We start from the raw sequence: 21300 nt of genomic DNA on the forward strand, positions 1-21300 counted from the left end.
TCCATGGTCCCGATCGTCGCGCTGGCGGTGGCCGGTGCGAGCCAGAACTTCCCGTTCGGAGGGACGAGCATTCTGATCATGGTAGGCGTCGGCCTTGACACGGTGAAGCAGATCGAGAGCCAGCTGCAGCAGCGTAACTACGAAGGTTTCCTGCGGTAGTGCGTCTCGTCTTGGTCGGGCCCCCCGGAGCGGGTAAGGGGACACAGGCCCAGTACATCGCATCGAACCTGTCCATCCCGAAAATCTCGACAGGTGACATCTTCCGTGCCAACGTCTCGGGCGGCACGGATCTCGGCAAGCTGGCCAAGACGTTCATGGACCGTGGTGACCTGGTGCCCGACGAGGTCACCATCGCCATGGTCCGCGACCGTCTGTCCGAGGACGACGCGCAGGACGGTTTCCTGCTCGACGGCTTCCCGAGGAACGTCGCGCAGGCGGAGATCCTGCGCGACATGCTCAAGGACTGGGGCCAGGCGCTCGACCTCGTTCTCGAGCTCGTCGTGGACGACGACGAGGTGGTCAGGCGGCTGGCCGGCAGGCGTACCTGCAGCCAGTGCGGCCGTATCTGGCACGTCGAGTTCGACGACAAGAAGGACGACAGGTGTGACGCGTGCGGGGGCGCGCTCTTCCAGCGTGACGACGACAAGGAGGAGACCGTCAGGCACCGCCTGGAGGTCTACCAGGAGCAGACGGCTCCGCTGGTCTCCTACTACGCCGACGAGGGCATCCTGGTGGGCGTCGACGCGACCGGGCCGGTCGAGGAGGTCACGCAGCGGGCCATGGACGCGATCCGGCCGTTCATGGGCTGAGCGCTTCATCCGACTGATTCGCGGAGGTGGCACGGGTTTCCGTGCCACCTCGCGGCTATTGTGGGGGAATTGGGCTCCCACCGTGGCCCGTTGAGACCCAGGGGGGCAAAAGATGTTCAAACGCAACAGGCACGGCATCCAGATCAAGTCGCCGGAGCAGCTCGAGAAGATGCGCGCGGCGGGGCTGGTGGTCGGGCGCACGCTCGACCTGCTGCGGCGCTCGGTCGAGCCCGGGATGACGCCGCTCGACCTCGACGTGATCGCCGAGAAGGCGATCAGGGACGAGGGCGCGATCCCGTCGTTCAAGGGCTACCAGGGCTTTCCCGCGACGATCTGCGCGTCGGTCAACGACGAGGTCGTGCACGGCATCCCGACCGCCGTACGCAAGCTGCGCGAGGGCGACATCATCTCGATCGACTGCGGTGCGATCCTGGAGGGCTGGCACGGCGACTCCGCGGTCACGGTTCCGGTGGGTGAGGTGGACCCCAAGCTGACCGAGCTGATGCGGATCACGGAGGAGGCCATGTGGCGCGGCATCGCCGCGCTCAAGCCCGGCCGTCACCTGTCGGACATCGGCTTCGAGATCGAGCGCTACGTCAAGTCCCAGGGCCGCTTCGGCATCCCGCCCGAGTACGGCGGCCACGGCATCGGCACCGAGATGCACATGGACCCCTGGATCGCCAACCACGGCAAGCCGGGCCGGGGCCCGGCGCTCGAAGAGGGCATGTGCCTGGCCATCGAGCCCATGGTCAACCTGGGCACCGAGCGCACCCGCGTGCTGGCCGACGACTGGACCGTGGTGACGGTCGACGGGAAGTCCTCCGCACACTTCGAACACAGCGTCGCGGTGACACATAATGGACCTTGGGTGCTTACCGCCCTGGACGGGGGCGAAGAGCGCCTCGCTCAACTGCAGATCTAACCCGGGAGTGGTGGGATGGCGAACAGCCCCGAGATGCGTGCCTCCGACGCCGACCGCGACCGGGTCGCCGCCATCCTCCGCGAGCACACCGCGCAGGGCCGCATCACCATGGACGAGTTCAACGAGCGGCTGGAGTCGCTCTACAAGGCCAAGACCTATGGTGAGCTGGCCAAACTGACCTCGGACCTCCCCGACGTCGACCTGCGGCGTCTGCCGGCCAAGGCCACGTCCGCGGCGCCCGAGCGGCGCGGCATGCACCCCGGCATGAAGGCCGCCTGGAGCGCCTGGGCGGCGGTGGCCGGCATCAACTGGACGGTCTGGGTGATCGTGGCCCTCACGAGCGGCCACCTGGTCTATCCGTGGCCGCTGTGGGTGATGGGTCCGTGGGGCGTGATCCTGCTGGTGAGCACCATCTTCGGCGGCGACGCGAACAAGAAGAGCTCCTAGCGGGACGGTCGCCGGGAAGAGTTCCTGGAGGGACGGTCGCCGGGGAGTGCTCTTGGAGGCCGCGCGCCGTCTTCGGCGGTTTCTGTGCTGTTGTGCACTCTGTGCATTCGTGCGCAGTCCGGATCCGGCCGGATTCCTAACGTGAGGTGTGTCGAACAGCACGACTCACGGAGGAGCTCTCATGCGTAAGATCCTTGCGGCCGCCGCCATCGCCGGCTCCGTCACCGTCGCCGGTCTGGCCGCGGCCCCCGCCGCGCAGGCCACCACGAGCACGGCCGGCAGCACGGTCAGCAGCGCCGCCGCCGCCGGCTCTCAGGGCGGCTGGGGCAAGTACTACTCCAGCAACCACAAGGCCTACACCTACGGCAAGACCTACAAGTCCTACGGCAAGGTCTACACCCACTGGTACGGCAAGGAGTACTCGCCCAAGTACGGCTACGTCTGGTTCAAGTACTACGCCGGCGGCAAGTGGTACAAGTTCTCCCACCGGTGGAACGGCTCGTACGACACGACCTGGTCGGGCAAGGGGATCAAGAAGATCTACACCTACACGTGCTGGGGCGGGAAGTACAAGTACTGCGGCCCCTCCCACCGCATCTACTAGATGTTCCCGCAGAGGGACGGAGCGAGGCCCGCCGGGCGGAAACCCCCGGCGGGCCTCGCGTCGTGTGTCCTGAGGATTCGACACGTGGGGTAGACTCTTACATGGTTGTGTCAGGACACCTGGCACGCGTTTCGCGTTTTTGGCTCAGGTGTCGTACACTCCTTAGTCGGCTCACTATGACTTTTCACGCGTCGGCGGCCCTCGTCGGCCGTCGCTCTCTTCGAAGCGTGAAGGTCGCGGCTGCGTAGTGAACCGGAGCCTCAGACGACCGATCAGTGAAACGCGAGGAATTTTGGCCAAGAAAGACGGCGCCATCGAGATCGAGGGCACTGTGGTCGAATCGCTCCCGAACGCCATGTTCCGGGTGCAGCTCGACAACGGCCACAAAGTCCTGGCCCACATCAGCGGACGCATGCGGATGCACTACATCCGGATTCTTCCCGACGACCGGGTAGTCGTTGAACTGAGCCCCTACGACCTCAGTCGTGGGCGGATCGTCTACCGATACAAGTAAGACGTCTGAGGAACAAAGGACAATGAAGGTAAAGCCGAGCGTCAAGAAGATCTGCGACAAGTGCAAGGTGATCCGCCGGCACGGTCGCGTCATGGTGATCTGCGACAACCTGCGCCACAAGCAGCGTCAGGGTTAGTCGCCGCAAGGCTTCTCCGAGTCCGCCCCGGCAGGGTGCGGGCTCGACGTATGAGAAGCCTGCATCAGTAGTCGCGTCACACACCTGAACAGGCGGCCGCTTCGCGTGAAGCGTCCGAACCGTTCAGGAGACCCCCGGTCGGAGGCCGGGGCCCTCACCCCGGGCATTGGGGAGGGGTAGTGCGGCGCAAGACCTCCGCCACAAAGAAGGAGAATGCCCGACCATGGCTCGCCTGGTTGGCGTCGACCTCCCCCGCGACAAGCGGCTGGAGATCGCTCTCACCTACATCTACGGAATCGGCCGCACCCGCGCCCTGGAGATCCTCCAGGCCACCGGCGTGAGCGGCGACCTCCGCGTGCACCAGCTCTCCGACACCGAGCTCGTCCCGATGCGTGACTACATCGAGGCGAACTACAAGATCGAGGGTGACCTGCGCCGCGAGGTCCAGGCCGACATCCGTCGCAAGATCGAAATCGGTTGCTACCAGGGCATCAGGCACCGCAAGGGTCTGCCCGTCCACGGTCAGCGCACCCAGACGAACGCGCGCACCCGTAAGGGCAAGAAGAAGACCGTCGCCGGCAAGAAGAAGCCCGGTAAGAAGTAGTCCTCGCAGCCGCAGGACCGAAGACCTCAGGAGTGAAGGCCAAGGATGCCTCCTAAGAGCCGCCAGGGTGCGCCGAAGAAGGTGCGCCGCAAGGAGAAGAAGAACGTCGCTCATGGGCACGCCCACATCAAGAGCACGTTCAACAACACGATCGTTTCGATCACCGACCCCAACGGGAACGTGATCTCCTGGGCCAGCGCCGGCCACGTGGGTTTCAAGGGCTCCCGTAAGTCCACCCCGTTCGCCGCTCAGATGGCCGCCGAGAACGCCGCCCGCCGCGCCATGGAGCACGGCATGCGTAAGGTCGACGTCTTCGTGAAGGGTCCCGGCTCCGGCCGTGAGACCGCGATCCGCTCGCTGCAGGCCACCGGCCTCGAAGTGGGTTCGATCCAGGACGTCACCCCCGTTCCGCACAACGGTTGCCGGCCGCCGAAGCGCCGCCGCGTCTGACTCAGCCCAGGAGATAGTGAGAAATGGCTCGTTACACGGGCGCGGACTGCAAGCTCTGCCGTCGCGAGAAGACCAAGCTCTTCCTCAAGGGCAGCAAGTGCGAGTCCGCCAAGTGCCCCATCGAAATCCGTCCTTACCCCCCGGGTGAGCACGGCCGCGGTCGTCCAAAGGACACCGAGTACCAGCTTCAGCTTCGCGAGAAGCAGAAGACCCGCCGCATCTACGGCGTCCTCGAGAAGCAGTTCCACAACTACTACGAGGAGGCCGCGGGCAAGAGCGGCAAGTCGGGTGAGGTGCTCCTCCAGATCCTGGAGAGCCGTCTCGACAACGTCGTCTACCGCGCCGGGTTCGCGCAGTCGCGTGACGCCGCTCGCCAGCAGGTCCGTCACGGGCACATCGTGGTGAACGGCAAGAAGGTCGACATCCCGTCCTACCGCGTTCGCGAGCACGACATCATCGAGGTCCGCGAGAGCAAGCGCAACCTGCTGCCGTACGAGGTGGCCCGCGCCACCGCCGGCGAGCGCACGGTTCCCGCGTGGCTCGGCGTCGTGCCGGACAAGCTCCGCATCCTGGTGCACCAGCTGCCGGTTCGCCAGCAGATCGACACCCAGGTTCAGGAGCAGCTCATCGTCGAGTACTACTCGAAGTGAGTGGTGGTTGAGGCACGGATTTCCGTGCCTCAACTATGCTTTTCATCGGAGTGGCGTCATATAGCGGTCGCCACACGAAAAAGGGGAGAACCCACACATGCTGATCGCTCAGCGCCCGACTCTCCTCGAAGAGTCGATCGACGACACCCGGTCCCGATTCGTCATCGAGCCGCTGGAGCCGGGTTTCGGCTACACCATCGGCAACTCGCTGCGCCGCACGCTGCTGTCGTCCATTCCGGGCGCGGCCGTGACGAGCATTCGCATCGAGGGCGTGCTGCACGAGTTCTCGACCGTTCCCGGGGTCAAGGAAGACGTCACCGACATCATCCTCAACCTCAAGGAACTGGTCGTCTCCTCCGAGCACGACGAGCCGGTCGTGATGTACCTGCGCAAGCAGGGCCCGGGTGAGGTCACCGCCGCCGACATCGCGCCTCCGGCCGGTGTCGAGGTGCACAACCCCGAGCTGCGCATCGCCACGCTCAACGGCAAGGCGAAGCTGGAGATGGAGCTGACCGTCGAGCGCGGTCGCGGTTACGTCTCCGCCGCGCAGAACAAGCAGCCGGGCCAGGAGATCGGCCGGATTCCGATCGACTCGATCTACTCCCCGGTGCTCAAGGTCACCTACAAGGTCGAGGCGACCCGAGTCGAGCAGCGTACCGACTTCGACCGTCTCATCCTCGACGTCGAGACCAAGCCCGCGATGAAGCCCCGCGACGCGGTGGCCTCCGCCGGCAAGACCCTCGTCGAGCTCTTCGGCCTGGCCCGTGAGCTCAACGTCGAGGCCGAGGGCATCGACATCGGCCCGTCGCCGACCGACGCCGCCCTGGCGGCCGACCTGGCGCTGCCGATCGAGGAGCTGAACCTGACCGTTCGCTCCTACAACTGCCTCAAGCGCGAGGGCATCCACACCGTGGGTGAGCTCGTCGCCCGCAGCGAGCAGGACCTTCTCGATATAAGGAATTTCGGCGCCAAGTCGATCGAAGAGGTCAAGCAGAAGCTGCACGAGATGTCGCTGGCGCTCAAGGACTCCCCGCCCGGGTTCGACCCGAGCGCGGTGGCCGGCGGCGGCTACGACGACGACGACAGCGCGTACGTCGAGACCGAGCAGTACTGATCCAGATAGCGCGGGCCCCCTTCAACGGGGGGCCTGGCGGCCCGACCCCGGTACCTGGCACGGCCGGGGCGGGTGAACCCCAAGGAGAGATGACATGCCCAAGCCCACCAAGGGTGCGCGTCTTGGCGGAAGCCCGGCGCACGAGCGGCTGATCCTGGCGAACCTCGCCACCGATCTGTTCCGCCACGGCCGGATCCGCACGACGGTGACCAAGGCCAAGCGCCTGCGTCCCGTCGCGGAGCGCCTGATCACCAAGGCGAAGAAGGGCGACATCCACAACCGTCGCCAGGTCCTGACCGTCGTTCGGGACAAGGGCGTGGTCCACCACCTCTTCACCGAGATCGCGACGACGTTCGCCGAGCGTCCCGGCGGCTACACCCGCATCACCAAGATCGGTGCGCGTAAGGGCGACAACGCCCCGATGGCGATCATCGAACTGGTGAGCGAGCCGCTGGGTGGCGTCACGACCCGCGCCACCGAGGCTCCCGCCGCCGAGACCGCCCCTGCGGCTCCGGCTGCCGAGGCTGCTACGGAGACTGAGGCTCCCGCGGAGGCCAAGGCCAAGGCCGAGACCGCCGAGGCTCCTGAGGCCGCCGCCGAGGAGGCCCCGGCTGCCGAGGCGAAGAAGGACGAAGCCTGAGCTTTCGGACCTTCAGGTTCTAGCTCGCAGAACGGCTGAGACGGGCCCGGATCCCCTGACGGGGGTCCGGGCCCGTTTTTCATCCCCGGGAGGGAACATCGTGGTACGGCTCCGCCTCGACCTCGCGTACGACGGGACCGGCTTCTCCGGCTGGGCCAGGCAGCCGGGGCTGCGTACGGTCCAGGGGGAGATCGAGCAGGCAATCGGACGAATCCTGCGCCTCGGCGAGCCGGCCATGCTGACCGTGGCCGGGCGTACCGACGCGGGGGTGCACGCGCGGGGGCAGGTGGCTCACGTGGACGTGCCGGAGGACAGGCTGGGGGAGCTCGACGGGAACCGGGGGCCTCTGTCCATCGATGAGAGGCTCGCTGCGCTCGTCAGACGGTTCGGTGGTGTCCTGGGCCCAGATGTACGGATATATCGGGTCTCCGTGGCTCCTGAGGGCTTTGACGCACGGTTCTCGGCGATGTTCCGGCGGTACGCGTACCGCGTGAGTGACGCGCCGGGAGGCGTCGACCCGCTGCGCCGCTGGGAGATCGTCTGGCACAACCGGCCGCTGGACCTCGGCGCGCTCAACGCCGCCGCCGCGCGGCTGCTCGGCGAGCACGACTTCGCCGCCTTCTGCAAGAAGCGCGAAGGCGCCACCACGATCAGGGAACTGCAGCGGCTGGACTGGGTGCGCGGGCCGGACGGGGTGCTGGTCGCCACCGTCGTCGCCGACGCCTTCTGCCACTCCATGGTCCGAGCCCTGGTCGGCTCGCTGCTGGCGGCCGCGGACGGTCGACGGCCGGTCGAGTGGCCGGGGGAGGTGCTGCGGCGGGGGGTGCGCGACTCGGGGGTGCACGTGGCTCCGGCGCACGGGCTCTGTCTGGAAGAGGTGGGCTACCCGGCCCCGTCCAACCTCGCGGCCCGCGCCGTGGCTACGCGACGGGTCCGGACGGTGACCGAGCAGCTCCCGTCCGAGTAGCGCCCGGCCGGTAGCGTCCGGGCGGGCGGCTACGGTTCGAGGCGCGCCCGTATGGGTGGCTCCGGTCGGGTGGCGCCGCCCGGCCGAGTTGCGCGCGTCCGAGTAGCGCAGCCCATCCGGGGGAGCCGGTCCGAGGAGCACCGGTCCGAGGAGCACCCGTCCAGGCAGCGCCGGTCCAGGGAGCGTCGGTCCGTAATGAACCCGCTCGAGATGTGTCGGCTTGGGTGGTACCCGTCTGGGTTGGGCCGGTCCGAATTGCGCACGGCCGGGTAGTACTTGGCCAACGAGCTCCCGGCCGGTTGGTGTACGGCCGGGAGGGTGTTGGTGGGGTGGTTGCCGGCTGGGGGTCAGCCCTTGGTGATGCGGCGTTCCAGGACGAGGGTGATCTGGTCTCTGAACGCGCCGCTGACCTTCGGCAGCGTCTTCTCCTTGGCCGTCGGTGTGTGGCCGTCGGCGTAGGTGGCGTAGCTGAAGACGATGTAGCGGCCCCAGACGAGGCCCGCCGCGTAACCGCCGGCGATGTGCACGCGCTCGCCGCCCGATCCGGACGCGCCGGGGAGCGGGCGGAACCAGACGTTACGCGACAGGTCCTTCGCCTGGTCGACCGTGGCGGCGGCGTTCTTGTCCGGCAGGACGGCCAGGCCCGTGGTGACGGCGTAGCGGCGCTTGCTGTCGACGTACGTCGCCCTGAGCACCCGGCTGCACTTCTGCTCCTTCAGCGCGTCGGCGAAGGCGCCGGTCGCGGCCTTGTCGCAGGTCGTCTCCATGTGGGCCTTGACCCTGGTGAATGTCGTGCCCGCCGCACTCACCTTCTTCTTCGGGAACGCCTCCGACAGCGACAGCTTCTGCGGATCGCTCTGCTCGGAGTCGAGCATCGACGTGCCCGCGAGGTCGGCCGGCGGGACCGCGGACTCCTCGGCGACACTCGGACTCGTCGGCGCGGGCGTGGCGGCCACCGGGGGCGGCGCGGCGGAGTTCATCGCCTGAACGGCGAAGAACCCACCCGTCGCCACGCCGGCCAGGGCCAGCGCGCCGAGCGTGACGAGCAACGCCCGTTTGCTCCTGGGCGGGGGAGGTGGTGGTGGCGGGGTCTGGAACGGGGGCTGCTTGAACGCTCCTGGCGGGAACGCTGGGCCGCCCGCTGGGGGCTTGGGGAGATCGAAAGAGGTCGAGGGCTTGTGACCCCAGGTGTCTCTCGAAAACGGGAGCTCGGGCAGTTTGTCACCGGTCGGAGAATTGGGGGGCCAGACGGGTACGTCGCCTGGCTCCGGGGGGCGGACGGATGGGTTGGTGGAGCTGGGGTCGAAGGGCGGATTCTGGGAGGCGGCCGATTCGGTCTTGGCCGCGTTGGGGTCGAAGTAGTGGGCCGGTTTGGCGGTGGTGTCGCGGGTGGACGCGATGGGGGCGGGGAGGTAAGGGAGTTTGGACGGCTTCGAACCGGGCCCTTGCAGGCCATGCTCGGCTCCCTGGCCTGACTCTTGATCGGATCCCTGTCCTGGTCCCTGGCCGGATGCTTGGTCGTGGGAGGGGTGTGGGTCGGTGGTGCGGGGGTCGCCTGGGTGAGCGCCCTTGGGGGTCGCGCGGCCGGGGACGGTGAAGCCGGGACGGAGGCCACCGGGCACCGTGTCGGCGGGCTCGGGGCCATCGTGGCCCGCGAAGCCTTCTGAGCGGTCGGATGCCTGCTCGCCATGCGCCGAATCCGAGGCCTGCCCGCCAAAGGTGGCATGCGCTGACGCCGAGGCGTGCTCGCCGGGGACGGCATGCGGTGACCCTGGGGCGTGCCCGGTGGGTGTGGTGTGCGGTGACCCTGGGGCGAGCCCGCCGGGCGTGGTGTGCGGTGACCCTGGGGCGAGCCCGCCGGGCGTGGTGTGCGCCGACTCCGGGGAGTGTCCGCCCGGGGCGGTGTGGTCCGGTGGCTGCTGGTCGTGGGCGGTGTGACCGGAGGGTTGCGTGGCCTGCCGGTCATGCGTGGCGGACGACGAGGCCGCCCGATCGTGCTCGGTCTGCGTCAGGCGCTGGCCGCCGTGGCCCGGTGGGTCCTGGAGTTGCCGGTCGTGCGGGAGCGCGGTGCTTGGAGGCGTTCCCGGATGGCTTTCGGTGCCCGTGCCCGGATGATCTGCTGCACCAGGGTGTCCCGGGGCGCTGGGGTGGCCGGCTGCGTCGGGATGACCGGATGCGCCGGAGTGGCCTTCGGCGCTCGGTCGGCCGGATACGCCCGAGATGCCCGAATGGTCCGGGGTGTCGGCGTGCCCTGCTGCGTCGGGATGGCCCAGGGCGCCGGGGTGACCCGTGGCGTCGGGATGGCCTGGGGCGCCGGGGTGACCAGTAGCGTCCGGATGGCCTGGGGCGCCCGCTGGGCCGTTGGGCGTGGATGGGTGGGCGGGTATGCCGTCGGGAGGCGTGTCGTCCGCGTGGAGATGGCGGGTGGCGTCCTGTTGCGTAGCGTCCGGGTCGAAGTAGTGAGCCGGGTGGGAGAGGCCCTCCGGTTGGGTGGCGCTCGCGTCGAAGGGCGTGGGCAGCTGGCCCGGCTCGTCAGAGTCGGGCTCGGCCACCAGCTCGCCCGTGGCGGCCGGCCAGGGAGGCACGGCGTGCGGATCGGAGAGGGGCGCGGGCCACACCGGCATGCCCGCCGCAGCGGCGGTGAAGGCGGGCGGGGGCTCCCAGGGCGGCGCACCGGGCACCACGGGCTCCACCGGCCAGGCACCGGCCTGCCCACCGGGACCACTGGCCAGTCCGCCGGGACCGCCAGCTCGCCCACCAGGACCGCTGGTCTGCCCACCAGGACCGCCAACTTGCCCACCGTGGCCGCTGGCGTGCCCACCGGGACCGCCGGGCTGCGCACCGGGATCCTCACCGGCGGCGTCCCACGGCCGCATCTCATGAATCCGTCCTGGTCGGACCTGGTTACTCTCGGCCTGGGGGTGGTGCGGTGCCGGCCATGGCTGGTCGCTTCCGGCGTGGGGCGGGGGCGACCATGGCTGGTTGGCGTCGGGTGCGGCGTTGTGGGGAGCTGCCCAGGGTTGGCCGGTCTCGGCTCCGGGGTGGTGTGGCGGTGACCATGGCTGGTTGGCGTCGGGTTGGGCGTTGGGGGTGCCCGCCCAGGGTTGGCCGGTTTCGGCTTGGGGGTGGTGCGGTGCCGGCCACGGCTGGTCGCTTCCGGCGTGAGGTGGGGGCGACCATGGCTGGTCGGGTTCGGGCTGGGCGGCGGCTGCCCACGGTTGGTCGGTTCCGGCCTGGGAGTGTGGCGGTGACCACGGCTGGTTGGCCCCTGGCTCGGCCTGGGACTGGTGGGGTGCCGGCCATGGTTGGTCGGCACCGGTCTGCAGGGGAGGCGGCGACCACGGTTGGTTGGCGTCGGGTTGGGCGTTGTGGGTGGTTGCCCAAGGTTGGCCGGTGTCGGCTTGGGGGTGGTGCGGTGCAGGCCACGACTGGTCGGCTTGGGCGTGGGGTGGGGGCGACCATGGCTGGTCGGGTTCGGGCTGGGCGGTGGTTTCCCAGGGTTGGCCGGTCTCGGCTCCGGGGTGGCGTGGGGGTGACCATGGCTGGTTGGCGGTGGGGGTGGCCGCCCAGGGTTGGCCGGAGTCGGTCTGGGGGTGGTGCGGTGTCGGCCACGGTTGGTCGGTCGCGGGCTGAGAATGCGACGGTGACCACGGCTGGCCGGGTTCGGCTCCGGGGTGGTGTGGTGTCGGCCATGGTTGGCCGGAGCCGGAGCCGGAGCCGGAGCCAGGACCGGGCTGGGTGTGGTGCGGGGTTGGCCAGGAGGGGTCGGTGGAGGGTTGGCCGAAGGAGGAGCTGGGCGAGGACGGTGCGTGCGGCTGGTGGCCGGGGTGCGGGGCGCCGGAGGGCTCCGCGGCTGCGGGGCCGGGGTCGGTGGGGTCGGAGTACCAGTCGTAGGGGGCGGCGTCGTCGCCCGGTACCTCCCACGGCTGAGCGGCGCCGGACGGCTCCTCCGGATCTCCCTGCCGCCCCTGGAAGGCCGAGGCGACAGGCGACGCCTCGGCATCGGCTGACCCACCCGCCGGGAAGCCGCTCGGAGCACCGGACGCGGCATCCGCAGGGAAACCACTGGCGGTGCCGGTAGAGGCGTCGGCCGGCAAGCCGCTCGGCGTTCCGGTGGAGGCGTCGACCGGGAAACCACTAGGGGTTCCGGTGGAGGCGTCGGTCGGGAAACCACTAGAGGTGCTGGTGGAGGCGTCGGTCGGGAAGCCGGGTGCAGCGCCGATCGAGGCGTCCGCAGGGAAGCTGCTGGGGGCGCCGGAGGTGGCGTCGGCCGGCAAGCCGCTCGGGGTTCCGGTCGAGGGGTCGGCCGGGAAGCCGCCCCGGGTGCCGGGGGCGGCATCGGTTGGGGCGCCGGACGCGGGTCCGGGTGCTGGGGTGCCGGTCGAGGGGTCGGTCGGCTCGCCGGTTCGGGGGTCGGTTGAGGGGTCGGTCGGAGGGAACGCCGGTGGAACGTCTCGCCCGTTGGTCTGGCCGAAGCTCGGCGGTGGCGTCACAGGTGCGGCCGAGCGTTCGGCTTCCCTGTGATCGTGCTCAGACCCGGGTTCCTGGCCACGCATAGCTGGAGCCTAGCGAGAGTAGCGAGATCGTTATGTCGGTATGGATGTTCCCAGCAGCATCACGAGTCCCGTACCGGCGCTTATGTCCCACAATGCCGATCAGCCCGCCCGGCTTCCGGTGAGCGCGCGGTTGTCGAGGGCGGGGAAGACGGTGGCCTTGGAGATGTCGTTGATGGCCTGTGCGATCCGCTTCGTCCCCTTCGCGTCGGGCTTCGTGCCGTCCTTGTTCTGGAACCAGAACAGGATCGCGTAGTGGCCGTACGTCGAGATCTTCGCGCCGCCGCTGCCCGAGCCGAGGAACTTCGTGACGGTGTCCTTGCCCGCGAGTGGCTTGACGTAGTTCTTGGTGTCGCCGGCCTTGGCCACCTTGGCCGCCAGCTTGCTCGTCTTGAGGTTGGCCACGCCGACCGTGCCGATCACCTTGGCGGACTTGTCGCGGAAGCTCGCCCGGACGAACTGGGTGCACTTGGCGGACTTGAGCGCCTTCTGGAGGGTGTCGCCAAGAGCGCCGTCATTGCACTTCTTGTCCTTGCTGGTGATCGTCATCTCGTAGCTGCGGCCCGAGATGGTGATCTTCTTCCGCTTCCCGAACACCTCCTTGACCGTGATCGCGTCAGGGTCGGTGGTGCGCGCGGCCGCGAAGCCGTACTTGCCGGCCGGGACCGACGGCAGCGGCGCCGAGGTCTGGCGGGTGTTGGCGGTCTCGGCCGTCACGGGGCCGTCGGCGTTCCACATCAGGGCCAGGCCGCCGCCGAGCAGGCCGAGCACCAGCACTCCGCCGATCGCGAACCAGAGCGGGGCGCGGGAGCGCTGATCCTCGTCGTACGGGCTCCAGCCCACCTTGCTCTGCGGCGCCCTCGGGGTGTCGTCGCCGGCGTCGTCCTTGTTCTTCTTCTTGGACGCGTCCTTGGCCTTGGCGGGGTCCTTGTCGCCCTTGTCGGCCTTGCCCCTTCGGGAACGGCGGCCCTTGCCGGTCGCCGATTTGTCGTCGTCCGGCGCGCCGGAGTCGGGGTTTCCGCCGCCAGGGCCGCCAGGGCCGCCGGGACCGCCTGGTCCCGGGTTGACGCCGAACGCGCCGCTGTCGCCGCCGAACGGGTCGCCACCGCCGAAGGAACCGCCGCCGAACGGACTGCCTCCGGCCCTGCGTCCACCGGAACGGCCTCCGCCCGGCCGGTCGCCGCCGGATGGGTCACCGCCGGACCGGTCGTCTCCGGAACGGCCGCCTCCGGACGGGCCGCCACCTGAGGGGCCTCCGCCGAAGAAGCCGCCCCCGGGGTCACCCCCCGGGCCGCCGCCTCCGCCGGGGCCTCCCGGACCGCCCGCGCCGTGCGAACCGCCAGAAGGACCGCCGCGTGCGCGTCTGCCTCGGCTGGGAAGCCCTTCAGACGGGCCACCGCCACCAGGGCCACCGCCGCCGGGGCCGCCACCTCCAGGGCCACCACCCCCAGGACCGCCGCCGTGACTGCCGCTACCAGGACCGCCGCCGTGGCCACCGCCACCAGGACCGCTGCCCCCAGGACCGCCGCCCCCCGGGCCGCCGATCATGAAGGCGCCGCTCGTGGGCCCGCCACCGCTGGAACCGCCGTTGAAGTCACCGATGAAGCCACCGCTCGCGGGTCCACCACCGTTGGGGCCGCCGTTCGCGGGCGCGCCGTGGGCGCCGCCGCCGTTCAGCGGCCCGCCGTTCAGCGGCCCGCCGTTCAGCGGCCCGCCGTTCAGCGGCCCGCCGTTCAGCGGCCCGCCGTTCAGCGGCCCGCCGTTCAGCGGCCCGCCGTTCAGGGGTCCGCTGTCGAAGGGGTCGCCGTTCACCGGCCTGCCCCCCGAGGGTCCCGCGGCCGCGTGCGAGCCGCCCGCGGGCGCGCCGCCTCGGGGCGCGCCGCCCATTCCGTAGGGGGCGCCACCGGCGGGACCGGGGCCGAAAGGGGCGAAGGGGGCATCGCCCGTGCCGTTCTCGCGTTCCCTATCGCCGTTGGAAACCATGCGGCGACACTACCGTGATGTTTGTCATTGGGTTCCGAAGTCCTGGGTCCACCATGGTCCGCCGGGGCCCGACGCGACGCCCACGCCGATGGCCCGCAGGCGGCAGTCGAGGATGTTCCTGCGGTGGTCGGGGCTGTCCAGCCAGCCGCGTACGGCCTCGTCGGCGGTGCCGTAGCCGGCGCCGATGTTCTCGGCGGCGCCCCAGCGGTATCCGGCGCGCTCCATCCGGTCCCACGGCGAGGCGCCGTCGGGGGAGTTGTGCGTGAGCTGCCCGGTGCGGGCCATCTCCAGTGAGTGCGCACGCGCGGAACGGGTGAGCCCGCCGTCCACCCGCAGCGGCGCGCAACCGCGCCTGGACCTGGCCGAGTTCGTCAGGGAGACCACCCGCGAGGCGACGCCGGCCAGCACCTGTACGCCGCCGTCCTCGCCGCCGAGCACCCGCGTCCTGTCCTCGGAGGCGAAGCCCGGGATCTGGTCCTTCGACGACCTGGTCGGCCTGGGCGTCGGGGCGCCGCTGGGCAGCTTCTTGGTCGTGACGCCCCTGGGGATGCTTTCGAGCTGCTGCGCCTTCCGCGCCGCCGTCGGCGCGGGGTTGGCGGTGGCGGCCGCGGGCGGGACGGTCTCTTCGAGGTAGACGTGCCGGGCCGGGTCGGGATCGGTGGTGAGCCGGCCGATCAGCACACCGGTGAAGAGCACGGCCATGAGGCAGGCCAGCACACCCAGGTGACTCCGGCGCCGATGGCCGCGCTGGGTTTGCCGGGTGCGAGAGTTCTGCCACATACCGTCGCCAACGATAGGGATGTCTGGTCCTGGGAAAGAAGGGGTCCCAGGGAAACGAAATCGAACCGTTCTGCGGTCGGGTAGACTCGCACAGGGTTACCGGTCTTTTGACCTGCACGCCTCAGGGCGGGTAGCTTAGGTTCGTTGTGTGCATAGGTCCAGCGCGACCAATGCGCGGCGCGTCCGGCGTCATCTCCCGTGTTGCGGAGACGGAAGGTCCGGGCCGTCGTGTGCCCGCACCGACCGACCAATGTAGCTGTCACATCCGACAGCGCCGAAGACGCGAGCATAAAGAAGGCTACGACCGTGCGCACGTACTCACCGAAGCCCGCCGACGTCCAGCGTCAGTGGTACGTCATCGACGCGACCGATGTCGTGCTGGGCCGGCTGGCCAGCCACGTCGCGACCCTGCTCCGCGGCAAGCACAAGCCGATCTTCGCCAACCACGTCGACACCGGTGACTTCGTCATCGTCATCAATGCCGACAAGATCGCGCTGAGCGGCAACAAGCGTGAGCAGAAGAAGGCGTACCGCCACTCGGGCTACCCGGGCGGTCTGCGTTCCGTCAGCTATGGCGAGCTCATGGACAAGCGGCCCGACAAGGCAGTGGAGAAGGCCGTCAAGGGCATGCTGCCGAAGAACTCCCTCGGCCGGAAGATGGCCAAGAAGCTGAAGGTCTACGCGGGTTCTGAGCACCCGCACCAGGCCCAGCAGCCGGTGCCGTTCGAGATCACCCAGATCGCCCAGTAGTAGTTCGAAAGAGTTAGAGGAGAACCGTGGCTGAGCCCACTGGTGTCGAGACGGCCGTAGAGACGGCCGAGGTGGAGGACTTCTCCGGCGAGGAGTTCCCGTCCGAGTACACCACCGAATCCACCGCCAGCGCTGACGCCCCCGTGCGCAAGCCCGTCACCACGGGCAACTCGTACGGCACCGGCCGCCGTAAGGAGGCGATCGCCCGCGTGCGCATCGTCCCCGGCACCGGCAAGTGGACGATCAACGGTCGTTCGCTGGACGCGTACTTCCCGAACAAGGTCCACCAGCAGATCGTCAACGAGCCCTTCGTGGTGCTCGGCGCCGAGGAGGCGTTCGACGTCATCGCGCGCATCGACGGCGGCGGCGTGACCGGCCAGGCCGGCGCGCTGCGCATGGGCCTGTCCCGCGCCCTGGCGGTCCTGGACGTCGAGGTCAACCGCCCGCCGCTGAAGAAGGCCGGCTTCCTCACCCGTGACGCCCGCGCCACGGAGCGGAAGAAGTACGGCCTCAAGAAGGCCCGCAAGGCTCCGCAGTACAGCAAGCGCTAAGTTGGCGCGCCTTTTCGGCACCGACGGGGTACGTGGGGTCGCGGGCCGCGACCTCACGGCGGAGCTCGCCATGGACTTGTCCGTGGCGGCCGCTCACGTCCTCGGCGATGCAGGCGCGTTCTCCGCCACCGGATCCGGTAAACACCGGCCGGTGGCGGTCGTGGGCCGGGACCCGCGTGCCTCGGGAGAGTTTCTCGAGGCCGCCGTGGTCGCCGGCCTCGCGGCGTCTGGAGTGGATGTGCTGCGCCTCGGCGTGCTGCCCACCCCGGCCGTCGCCCACCTCACCGCCGCGCTCGGCGCCGACCTCGGCGTCATGCTCTCGGCGTCGCACAACCCGGCGCCCGACAACGGCATCAAGTTCCTGGCCCGCGGCGGCTTCAAGCTGTCCGACGCGGACGAGGACGAGATCGAGCGGCGGCTGGGGGAGGAGTGGAGCTTCCCCGTCGGCTCCGGCGTCGGGCGCGTGCGCGACGCGTACGGAGAGGCGGACCGCTACATCTCCCACGTGCTGACCACGATGACCGCGGCCCTCGACGGCCTGAACGTCGTGGTCGACTGCGCTCACGGGGCCGCCCACATGGTGGCGCCCGAGGCGCTGGTGCGCGCGGGAGCCAGGGTCGAGGCCATCGGCGCCAGGCCCGACGGGCTGAACATCAACGACGGCCACGGCTCGACCCACCTGGACAAGCTCCGTCAGGTGGTCATCTCGCGCGGGGCCGACCTCGGCGTGGCCTACGACGGCGACGCCGACCGCTGCCTCGCGGTCGACCACACGGGCGCCGTCGTCGACGGCGACCACATCATGGCCGTGCTGGCCGCGGCCATGCACGGCGAGGGCCTGCTGGCCAAGGACACCGTGGTCGCGACCGTGATGTCCAACCTGGGCTTCAAGCTGGCGATGCGCGATGCGGGGATCACCGTGGTGGAGACCTCGGTGGGCGACCGCTACGTGCTGGAGCGGATGAAGTCCGACGGCTTCAACCTGGGCGGCGAGCAGTCGGGGCACGTCATCATGCTCGACCACGCCACCACCGGCGACGGCCTGCTCACCTCCCTGCACCTGCTGGGCGTGGTGGCCAAGTCCGGGGTGCCGCTGAAGGAGCTGGCCGCGGTGATGACGCCGCTGCCGCAGATCCTGATCAACGTCAAGGACGTCGACCGGGGCAAGGCCTCGGTGCCCGAGCTCGTCGCGGCCGTCGCCGAGGCGGAGGCGGAGCTGGGAGAGGCCGGCCGGGTTCTGATCAGGCCGAGCGGGACCGAGCCGATGATCCGGGTCATGGTCGAGGCCGCGTCGGAGGAGCACGCCACGCAGGTGGCGGGCCGTCTGGCCGCCGTGGTCCGTACGGCCTGCGTCTGACGAACGACCGTCCATCGGGCGCCTCGGTGCGCCCGATGGACGGTCGGTTCTCTCAGCGAGAAGAGCTCACTCGTCTCCGGTCAGGGAGAACGCGCGCAGCCGCTGCCCGGCCCAGAGGACCGCGCCGACGGTGACGATGATCAGCGCCGGGATGGCGAAGCTCAGCGAGACGTCCGCCTGGAAGAACGGCGAGTCGGAGATCTGCGCGGCGATCGCCTGCCCCCAGTGCTGGATCGACCAGGTACGGGCGCCGGCCAGCAGGTTGCCCACCAGGCTCTCCCAGACCAGCGCGTAGATGATGCCGATCGTGACCGCGTGCCGGGTGACCACGCCGAGCAGCAGGAAGACGGCGGCGTACGCGATGCCGGCCACGAGCGAGCCCAGCGCGAACCCGGGCGCGATGCCGTCCTCGTTGCCGACCAGGATCCAGGCCGCCACGTACGTCGGCACCGCCGCGAACACGGCCAGCAGTGAGGCGGCGACCAGGAACTTCGTCTGCGCGATGACCGGGCGGGAGATCGGCTTGGACATCAGGTGGATGATCGTGCCGTCGTCGATCTCCGGCGCGATGACGCCCGTGCCCGCGATGAGGCCCAGCAGCGGCAGCATGGTGCCGATCGCGAAGTTCTTCATCAGCAGCACGGTCGTGGACTGGTCGTCGGCGCTGAACAGGCGCAGCAGCACGGCCAGGCCGATCAGGGCCAGCGGCAGCAGCAGAAGCAGGATGATCCGCCGCCGGCCCAGCAGGGCGCGGTAGGTGATGCCCGCTACGACGGTGTTCATCAGCTGCTCCGGTTGATCAGATAGGAGAAGACGCTCTCCAGGTCCTCGTCCGCCGGGGAGACCTGGTGCAGGCGTACACCCTCGGTCTTGGCGACCTGGGGCAGCAGCCGGGCGAAGCGGCGGAACTCGGTGGCCTGGACCTCCAGCCCGTCGGGGCGCAGCGTGATGCCGCCGGTCGAGTCGTCGCGGACCAGGGCCGCGGCGAGCCGCCTGTCGTCGCTGGAGCGGATCATGAACAGGTGGGGCCGGTCGGTCATCAGCCGCCGGATCTCCCGGAAGTTGCCGGACGCCGCGTGCCGGCCCGCGACCAGCACCTCGATGTGCTGGGCGACCCGCTCGACCTCCTCCAGGATGTGGGAGCTGAACAGGATCGTCTTGCCGCCGGTGCCCATCGTGCGGATCAGGTCCATCAGGTGCAGGCGCTGGCGCGGGTCCATGCCGTTGAACGGCTCGTCGAGCAGCAGCACGGGCGGGTCGTGGACGAGCGCGGCGGCGACCTTGACGCGCTGCCGCATGCCCTTGGAGTACGTCTCCACCCGCCGGTCCTTCGGCTCTTCCATCTCCACCGTGGCCAGGGCCTTGCGGGCGGCCTCGATGGGGTCGGGCAGGCCGTGCAGGCGGGCGGCCGAGAGGACGAACTGCCAGCCGGTCAGGAAGCCGTACACGCCCTCTCTTTCAGGAACTAGGCCGATATTTCGGTAAATATGGTGGTTCTTCCAGACCTTGGTGCCGTCGAGCGTGACCGAGCCGCCCGACGGGGCCAGGAAGCCGGCCATCATGTGCAGCAGCGTCGACTTGCCCGCGCCGTTGGGGCCGAGCAGCCCCGTGACGCCGGGGCCGATGGTCATCGTGACGTCGTTGACCGCCACCACGTTGCCGTACCAGCGGGAAACCTGCGAGAGCTCGATCTTCATCGCGCGGCCGCCTTCCTGTAGCGCAGCGCCAGGGCGAGCATGGCGACGGCGAGCAGCACCACGAGGAGCAGCGCCGAGACGGGCCCGCTGGGGTAGTCGCCCTCGATGGAGTGCGGCGGGGTGCCGAACAGCCAGTGCTGGACGGAGTCGACCAGCCAGAACGGGTTCGCCAGCCAGGCCCACTTGGCCGTCTCCACGTTGCCGGTCTCGGCGAAGGTGGCGTAGATCACCGGCACCGACGCCGACGACAGCAGGTAGACCGTGATCACCGAGGCCACGCCGAGCCCGCGCCGGGGCGTGAACGAGGCCAGCGCCAGCCCGAACGCCGACAGCAGCAGGGACAGCACGAGCGCCATCAGCATCGCGCCCAGGTATTCGCCGGTGGCCGGCGGCCCGGGCATGTCCACGACCAGCTCACCCACGTACGCCAGCGTGAGCGGCCCCGCGATCAGCGCGAACACCGCCACGGTCATCGCCGTGACCTTCGCGCCGACGTACTCGGCGATCGAGACCGGCCGCGACAGGTAGAGCGGCAGCACGCGGTAACGCAGGTCGGGCGCGACGACCGCGGGGGCCTGCGCGGCCAGGAAGATCGCCACCACGGCCTGCATGACGACCGCGAAGCCGCTGTAGGGGATGCCGCGCTGCTGAGCCAGCGCCATGATGGCGATGCTCACGATCGAGGGGATGAACATGATGCCGACCAGCGCGAACGGCACGATCTTGCTGCGCGCGGGGCGGCCGAGTCCGAAGACGCCGCGCAGGCTGTGTACGGCCAGCGCCCTGGTCGAGTGGCCGCGGCCGAGCCGGGGGCCGTCGTAGTGGCGGTACCCGATGTCGTAGATCTCAGACATGTGCGACCTCGTCCCTGAAGACGTCCTCGATGCGGTGGCGTCCCTGTTCGAGGCGGATGAGACACAGGCCCAGCTCGGCGGTGGCGTCGCGGATGGCGTCGTAGGACTCCGGCCCCGTGACCTTGACCACGAGCAGGCGTCCCTGCCGCGAGACGGCCTGGCCGCCGGCGACGAGATGGGCGGCCAGGTCGTCGAGGCCCTCGTCGACCTCGACCTCGACGGTCTGCGTGACCTGCGTGAACTCCCCGATCGCGGACGAGCGCAGCAGCCGTCCGGCGTCGATGACGATCACGTGGTCGCAGATGCGTTCGAGCTCGCCCAGCAGGTGGGAGGTGACCAGCACGCTGATGCCGAACTCGGCGCCGATGCGCCTGATCAGCGTCAGCATCTCGTCGCGCCCGCGCGGGTCGAGCCCGTTGGTGGGCTCGTCGAGGAAGATCAGCTTCGGATCGTGGACGAGCGCCTGGGCCAGCTTGACCCGCTGCTTCATGCCGGTGGAGTAGGTGCCGACCGGCCGGTAGCGCTCTTCGGCCAGCCCGACGTGACGCAGCACGTCGGCGGCGCGCTCGCGGGCGGCCGTACGGGGCAGCCCGGACATCCGGGCGAAATGGACGATTAATTCGGTGGCGGAGACGTCGGGGGGCAGGCATTCGTGCTCGGGCATGTAACCGACGAGCCTGCGAATGTCGGCGCCGCGCGCGGTGACGTCGAGATCGAGCACGCGCGCGCTGCCGCCGGACGGCGGCAGCAGGCCGAGCAGGATCTTGATCAGCGTCGACTTGCCGGCGCCGTTCGCCCCGACCAGACCGGTGACCCCGGGGCCCACGGTGACCGTGAGCTGGTCGACCGCGGTGACGGTGGGGAAGCGTTTGGTCAGCCCCTCGGTGGCGAGGATGTGCATGAGCCGGACACTACCGG

General features: G+C 69.8%; 22 protein-coding genes and 1 pseudogene. 16 read left to right on the forward strand and 7 right to left on the reverse strand.

What is annotated here, in order from left to right:
- From B0I32_RS07065 to truA, 13 genes and pseudogenes are all read left to right on the forward strand, one after another.
- Window positions 1-159: pseudogene (locus tag B0I32_RS07065) on the forward strand (preprotein translocase subunit SecY); the annotation flags it as partial.
- Window positions 159-809: an adenylate kinase gene (locus B0I32_RS07070; protein ID WP_106236107.1), complete on the forward strand. Its 651-nt coding sequence runs from the start codon at window positions 159-161 to the stop codon at window positions 807-809. The pseudogene B0I32_RS07065 and the gene B0I32_RS07070, both read left to right, overlap by 1 nt.
- Window positions 810-921: 112 nt before the next feature.
- The gene (gene map / locus B0I32_RS07075; protein ID WP_106236108.1) at window positions 922-1731 is read left to right on the forward strand and encodes a type I methionyl aminopeptidase; all 810 of its coding nucleotides are present in this window, start codon (window positions 922-924) and stop codon (window positions 1729-1731) included.
- 15 nt (window positions 1732-1746) lie between these two features.
- A complete protein-coding gene (locus B0I32_RS07080) occupies window positions 1747-2178 on the forward strand; it encodes a DUF1707 SHOCT-like domain-containing protein (protein WP_106236109.1) in 432 nt (143 codons plus the stop codon).
- Between the two features lie 181 nt (window positions 2179-2359).
- Window positions 2360-2782, forward strand: a complete 423-nt coding sequence (locus B0I32_RS07085) for a hypothetical protein (protein WP_106236111.1) — start codon at window positions 2360-2362, stop codon at window positions 2780-2782.
- Between the two features lie 292 nt (window positions 2783-3074).
- Window positions 3075-3296 (forward strand): translation initiation factor IF-1, encoded by a 222-nt coding sequence (gene infA, locus B0I32_RS07090; RefSeq protein WP_012887858.1) that lies wholly within the window; start codon window positions 3075-3077, stop codon window positions 3294-3296.
- A gap of 22 nt (window positions 3297-3318) precedes the next feature.
- On the forward strand, window positions 3319-3432 hold the full coding sequence (gene rpmJ / locus B0I32_RS07095; protein WP_003956441.1) for a 50S ribosomal protein L36: 114 nt from the start codon (window positions 3319-3321) through the stop codon (window positions 3430-3432).
- 223 nt (window positions 3433-3655) lie between these two features.
- On the forward strand, window positions 3656-4036 hold the full coding sequence (rpsM, locus tag B0I32_RS07100; RefSeq protein ID WP_106236112.1) for a 30S ribosomal protein S13: 381 nt from the start codon (window positions 3656-3658) through the stop codon (window positions 4034-4036).
- Between the two features lie 45 nt (window positions 4037-4081).
- Window positions 4082-4486 (forward strand): 30S ribosomal protein S11, encoded by a 405-nt coding sequence (rpsK, locus tag B0I32_RS07105; protein WP_020542285.1) that lies wholly within the window; start codon window positions 4082-4084, stop codon window positions 4484-4486.
- 23 nt (window positions 4487-4509) lie between these two features.
- Window positions 4510-5136, forward strand: coding sequence for a 30S ribosomal protein S4 (rpsD, locus tag B0I32_RS07110; RefSeq protein WP_106236114.1), 627 nt, complete (start codon window positions 4510-4512; stop codon window positions 5134-5136).
- Between the two features lie 97 nt (window positions 5137-5233).
- Window positions 5234-6250, forward strand: coding sequence for a DNA-directed RNA polymerase subunit alpha (locus tag B0I32_RS07115; protein ID WP_103960866.1), 1017 nt, complete (start codon window positions 5234-5236; stop codon window positions 6248-6250).
- A gap of 94 nt (window positions 6251-6344) precedes the next feature.
- A complete protein-coding gene (gene rplQ, locus B0I32_RS07120; protein ID WP_106236115.1) occupies window positions 6345-6890 on the forward strand; it encodes a 50S ribosomal protein L17 in 546 nt (181 codons plus the stop codon).
- Between the two features lie 100 nt (window positions 6891-6990).
- On the forward strand, window positions 6991-7857 hold the full coding sequence (gene truA / locus B0I32_RS07125) for a tRNA pseudouridine(38-40) synthase TruA (protein ID WP_106236116.1): 867 nt from the start codon (window positions 6991-6993) through the stop codon (window positions 7855-7857).
- 347 nt (window positions 7858-8204) lie between these two features.
- Here truA and B0I32_RS07130 read toward each other — a convergent pair whose 3' ends face one another.
- From B0I32_RS07130 to B0I32_RS07155, 3 genes are all read right to left on the reverse strand, one after another.
- A complete protein-coding gene (locus tag B0I32_RS07130) occupies window positions 8205-8906 on the reverse strand; it encodes a hypothetical protein (RefSeq protein ID WP_106236117.1) in 702 nt (233 codons plus the stop codon).
- A 3606-nt stretch (window positions 8907-12512) separates the two neighbouring features.
- Window positions 12513-14393, reverse strand: a complete 1881-nt coding sequence (locus tag B0I32_RS57495) for a hypothetical protein (protein WP_181307124.1) — start codon at window positions 14391-14393, stop codon at window positions 12513-12515.
- A 24-nt stretch (window positions 14394-14417) separates the two neighbouring features.
- The gene (locus B0I32_RS07155; RefSeq protein ID WP_146178072.1) at window positions 14418-15173 is read right to left on the reverse strand and encodes a CAP domain-containing protein; all 756 of its coding nucleotides are present in this window, start codon (window positions 15171-15173) and stop codon (window positions 14418-14420) included.
- A 306-nt stretch (window positions 15174-15479) separates the two neighbouring features.
- Here B0I32_RS07155 and rplM point away from each other — a divergent pair, with 306 nt between their 5' ends.
- Genes rplM through glmM form a run of 3 tightly spaced genes read left to right on the forward strand, consistent with a single transcriptional unit; the run spans window position 15480 to window position 17831 of the window.
- Entirely contained in the window at window positions 15480-15923 is a 444-nt protein-coding gene (gene rplM, locus B0I32_RS07160) for a 50S ribosomal protein L13 (RefSeq protein WP_106236123.1), read from the forward strand.
- Between the two features lie 26 nt (window positions 15924-15949).
- Window positions 15950-16474: a 30S ribosomal protein S9 gene (rpsI, locus tag B0I32_RS07165; protein WP_106236125.1), complete on the forward strand. Its 525-nt coding sequence runs from the start codon at window positions 15950-15952 to the stop codon at window positions 16472-16474.
- Between the two features lies 1 nt (window position 16475).
- The gene (glmM, locus tag B0I32_RS07170; protein WP_106236127.1) at window positions 16476-17831 is read left to right on the forward strand and encodes a phosphoglucosamine mutase; all 1356 of its coding nucleotides are present in this window, start codon (window positions 16476-16478) and stop codon (window positions 17829-17831) included.
- A gap of 66 nt (window positions 17832-17897) precedes the next feature.
- On the opposite strand, the gene B0I32_RS07175 is transcribed toward glmM, so the two are convergent.
- The 4 genes from B0I32_RS07175 to B0I32_RS07190 are packed head-to-tail and all read right to left on the reverse strand — an operon-like array spanning window position 17898 to window position 21283.
- Window positions 17898-18614 (reverse strand): ABC transporter permease subunit, encoded by a 717-nt coding sequence (locus tag B0I32_RS07175; protein ID WP_106236129.1) that lies wholly within the window; start codon window positions 18612-18614, stop codon window positions 17898-17900.
- Entirely contained in the window at window positions 18614-19528 is a 915-nt protein-coding gene (locus B0I32_RS07180; protein ID WP_106236130.1) for an ABC transporter ATP-binding protein, read from the reverse strand. The genes B0I32_RS07175 and B0I32_RS07180 overlap by 1 nt, the downstream gene beginning before the upstream one ends.
- Window positions 19525-20382, reverse strand: coding sequence for an ABC transporter permease (locus tag B0I32_RS07185; protein WP_106236131.1), 858 nt, complete (start codon window positions 20380-20382; stop codon window positions 19525-19527). Before B0I32_RS07185 ends, B0I32_RS07180 begins: the two co-directional genes overlap by 4 nt.
- Window positions 20375-21283 (reverse strand): ABC transporter ATP-binding protein, encoded by a 909-nt coding sequence (locus tag B0I32_RS07190; RefSeq protein WP_106236133.1) that lies wholly within the window; start codon window positions 21281-21283, stop codon window positions 20375-20377. The genes B0I32_RS07185 and B0I32_RS07190 overlap by 8 nt, the downstream gene beginning before the upstream one ends.
- Window positions 21284-21300: the final 17 nt, after the last annotated feature.

The sequence above is a fragment of the Nonomuraea fuscirosea genome (assembly GCF_003001935.1).
GTDB classification, from domain to species: Bacteria; Actinomycetota; Actinomycetes; order Streptosporangiales; family Streptosporangiaceae; genus Nonomuraea; species Nonomuraea fuscirosea.